Origin of the sequence: Pseudomonas sp. NPDC089569 (genome assembly GCF_050280625.1) — a bacterium.
GTDB lineage: Bacteria > Pseudomonadota > Gammaproteobacteria > Pseudomonadales > Pseudomonadaceae > Aquipseudomonas.
On record NZ_JBNNVQ010000205.1, the window covers coordinates 1 to 3,717 of the forward strand.

Sequence of the window (3,717 nt, forward strand, 5' to 3'; positions counted from 1 at the left end):
GTATCTACCTCCTCCACAGGTGTTGCATGAAGATCGCTGTGCTGTCGCGTAACCCGCGTCTGTATTCCACCCGCCGCCTGGTCGAAGCCGGTACCGAACGCGGCCATGAAATGGTGGTGGTCGACACCCTGCGCGCCTACATGAACATCGCCAGCCACAAGCCGCAGATCCACTATCGCGGCAAGCCGCTGGAAGGTTTCGATGCGGTGATTCCGCGAATCGGTGCGTCAGTCACGTTCTATGGCTGCGCGGTCTTGCGTCAGTTCGAAATGATGGGGGTCTTTCCGCTCAACGAGTCGGTGGCCATCGCCCGCTCCCGTGACAAGTTGCGCTCCCTGCAATTGCTGTCACGCCGTGGTATCGGCCTGCCGGTCACGGGGTTTGCACACTCGCCGGACGACATTCCCGACCTGATCGAGATGGTCAACGGCGCGCCATTGGTCATCAAGGTACTGGAAGGCACCCAGGGCATAGGCGTGGTGCTGTGCGAAACCGCAAAGGCCGCGGAGTCGGTGATCGAGGCGTTCATGGGCCTCAAGCAGAACATCATGGTTCAGGAATACATCAAGGAGGCGGGCGGTGCCGACATTCGCTGCTTCGTGGTGGGAGACAAGGTGATTGCGGCCATGAAGCGCCAGGCCAAACCGGGAGAATTTCGCTCCAACCTGCATCGGGGCGGTACGGCCAGCCTGATCAAGATCACACCGGAAGAACGCATGACCGCCCTGCGTGCAGCGAAGGTCATGGGGCTGGCCGTCGCGGGTGTGGATATCCTGCGTTCCAATCACGGGCCACTGGTGATGGAAGTGAACTCATCGCCAGGCCTGGAAGGGATCGAGACCACCACTGGGAAGAACGTGGCGGGGATCATCATCGAGCATCTGGAAAAGAATGGTGGGCCGAATATGACGCGGACCAAGGGGAAAGGTTAACCCGTGAGATTTATGGCGGCTGGAAGGTCTCATCGCGGGCAAGCCCGCTCCCACAGGATCGTCGATTAATACAGAGTACCTGTACGACAGAGAGTCCCTGTGGGAGCCGGCTTGCCGGCGAAGGGGCCATCAGCCCCGATGTAAAAACCTGCTTTAAACAGCATCCCGCGGCAACATCAACCCCAACGGCAGCCGCACCCGAGCTTCCAACCCTCCACCCTCGCGGTTGCGCAGCTCAACGTTGCCGCCATGCATCGCGGCGATTCGCTTCACGATCGCCAGGCCCAACCCGGTACCCTTGCCTCCACGGGCACGGTCACCACGGGTGAACGGGTTGAAGATCGCCTCCAGCTCCGACGGGTCGATCCCGGCCCCACGGTCCATGACACTCAGCACCACATACGGTGCGCTGATGTCTCCGGAGACATACGCTGCTACCTCGACCCCGCTACCGGCATGATTCAGCGCGTTGCCGATCAGGTTGTTCAACAGCCGCTTCATGGATACACGCCGTAGCGGAAACGGCTGGATCGGTTCCAGGCGCAGGCGAACCTTCTCCTCGGTCTGATTATACGGCGCGGCGACTTCACGGACGAGGTCACTCAGGTCCACCTCTTCAACCGATTCGTCACGGCCATCGCGGATGAACGCCAGGAACTGGTCGAGTATTGCATCCATGTCTTCGATGTCGCGGACCATATCGTCCGTCAGGTCGCTGCGATCCCCCATCAGTTCCAGAGACAACCGCAACCGGGTCAGCGGCGTGCGCAGGTCGTGGGACACCCCGGCCAGCATCAGCTCACGCTCGCGACCGGCCTGCTCGACGTCTTCGGCCATCTGGTTGAAGGCGCGATACACCTCGGTCATTTCGCTCGGTGTATCGCTGATCGGCAGACGTACGCTACGCCCCTGGCCAAGTTGTCGTGCGGCGTAGACCAGGCGTTTCAAGGGTTGATTGAGCTGGCTGACAAAAATCCACGCCGACGCGGTGGACAACAGGCCAATGGCCAGGAACCAGCCGAGTACATTCCAGATCTTCTGACCGCGCAGCGGATGCGGGTACAGCGGCACCTTCAACCAGCCATCGCCCAGGCTTGGCGCCCGAACCCACAGCGCCGGTGGTGAATGCATGCGCAATCGAACTTCGGTGTCGGCACCCAGTTCGGCCTGCATTTGTCGTTGATAGATCTCACTGTAAGGCCAGTGATGTTCCCCTTCCGGGACACCGGCCCCCACCACACGGATCAGGGTTGCGGCTTCGGCAATCTTGTCGCGGTTGTTTTCATCGGCTGCCCAATAGGCACGCAGGGTCAGGGCGACACCGTGGCTGTACTGGCGGTCCACCAGCACGTCTTCGTTCATCAACAGATAAACCAGGGTCAGGGCCTTAGAGAAGAGAACGACGATCAGCACCAGCCAAAGGGTGCGAGAGAAAAAACTCTGGGGGAACCAAACCGGGGTCTTCATGAATAACCGCTACATACTTGCAGGAGCGAGCGATGCTCGCATATTGCGGATCGCGAGTCTGCGGGCAGGGTCTTGCGACTCGATACCCACACGACCCGCTCCTACAAATCATCGATCACTTGGTGGCAGCGCCATCCGGGACGAACACATAACCCACGCCCCAGACCGTCTGGATGTAGCGCGGCTTGGACGGGTCAGGCTCGATCATCCGGCGCAGACGCGAGATCTGCACGTCGATGGAACGCTCCAGGGCATCCCATTCACGGCCACGGGCCAGGTTCATCAGTTTGTCGCGCGTCAATGGCTGACGGGCGTTCATCACCAGGGCCTTGAGTACCGCAAACTCACCGGTGGTGAGCATGTGCACTTCTTCGCCGCGCTTGAGTTCGCGGGTGGCCAGGGAGAGTTCGTAGTCACCGAACGTCACGTTTTCGTCTTCACTGCCCGGCGCACCCGGCACCGGAGCCGATTGACGACGCAGAACGGCTTTTACCCGTGCCATCAACTCATCGGGGTTGAACGGCTTGGCCAGGTAATCGTCGGCGCCCAGTTCAAGGCCCTTGATACGGCTCAGTTCATCACCCTTGGCAGTCAGCATGATGATGGGAATCTGATTGTTCGCACCGCGCAGGCGGCGGCAGGCAGTCAGGCCGTCTTCGCCGGGCAGCATCAGGTCGAGGACGACCAGGTTGAACACTTCACGCGCCAGCAGGCGGTCCATCTGTTCGGTGTTCGGTACGGCACGGGCACGGTAGCCCTTGCTGACGAAAAAACGCTCCAGCAGGCTGCTGAGGCCCGGGTCGTCGTCAACAATAAGAATTTTTTCGCCTTCAGCAATGTTTGCAGTGCTGCTCATTGGATGCTCCTTTGATCTCGGCGCGCATTATGGCGTAGCTGTCGTTATACGCACCGTGTGCATTGTTAGCAGATTTTTCCTTTATCGCCAGGAATCCGGCCCCCTTCCCCGCTGCCTGCAATGCCCCGAATGACAGAACGCTGGTTATAATGCGCGGCCTTTTGTGTCAGGCAACGTCTGATCGTTACGCTCGGTGGCCGCCATTTTATTTTCATTGCACCGGCAGTAATTATTCGATTTCACGGGTCAACGGGATACCTTTTGATCCAGGCAGCGGTGCAGGCCAGGCCGCTCAACCAGACTCGCCGGGCCCTCAACCCAGCGCCTGCGAGCCTGCTTTCACAATTTGTCAGGTGGTTTTATGGACAGCATCAACAGCCGCATCGCCGAGGAACTCGGCGTACGCCCACAACAGGTCGAAGCGGCCGTCGCGCTACTCGATGAAGGCTCAACCGTGCCCTT

Annotated in this window: 4 protein-coding genes; 2 read left to right on the forward strand and 2 right to left on the reverse strand. The window is 60.0% G+C overall.

Annotation, left to right across the window (positions count from 1 at the left end):
• The first annotated feature begins 26 nt into the window (after window positions 1-26).
• Window positions 27-932: a 30S ribosomal protein S6--L-glutamate ligase gene (gene rimK / locus ACQKP2_RS32155; protein ID WP_427582291.1), complete on the forward strand. Its 906-nt coding sequence runs from the start codon at window positions 27-29 to the stop codon at window positions 930-932.
• Window positions 933-1,085: 153 nt separating this feature from the next.
• Here rimK and ACQKP2_RS32160 read toward each other — a convergent pair whose 3' ends face one another.
• Together ACQKP2_RS32160 and ompR are read right to left on the reverse strand one after the other, a co-directional pair.
• Window positions 1,086-2,399 (reverse strand): ATP-binding protein, encoded by a 1,314-nt coding sequence (locus ACQKP2_RS32160; RefSeq protein ID WP_427582292.1) that lies wholly within the window; start codon window positions 2,397-2,399, stop codon window positions 1,086-1,088.
• A gap of 115 nt (window positions 2,400-2,514) precedes the next feature.
• Window positions 2,515-3,255, reverse strand: coding sequence for a two-component system response regulator OmpR (gene ompR, locus ACQKP2_RS32165; RefSeq protein WP_427582293.1), 741 nt, complete (start codon window positions 3,253-3,255; stop codon window positions 2,515-2,517).
• A gap of 361 nt (window positions 3,256-3,616) precedes the next feature.
• Here ompR and ACQKP2_RS32170 point away from each other — a divergent pair.
• A partial coding sequence (locus ACQKP2_RS32170) for a Tex-like N-terminal domain-containing protein (protein ID WP_427582294.1) occupies window positions 3,617-3,717 on the forward strand: 101 nt, incomplete at its 3' end.

Excerpts from the sequence above, each read along its gene's own strand:
- ompR (WP_427582293.1), bottom strand. The coding sequence starts at position 3,255 with ATGAGCAGCACTGCAAACATTGCTGAAGGCGAAAAAATTCTTATTGTT.
- ACQKP2_RS32160 (WP_427582292.1), bottom strand. The coding sequence starts at position 2,399 with ATGAAGACCCCGGTTTGGTTCCCCCAGAGTTTTTTCTCTCGCACCCTT.
- rimK (WP_427582291.1), top strand. The coding sequence starts at position 27 with ATGAAGATCGCTGTGCTGTCGCGTAACCCGCGTCTGTATTCCACCCGC.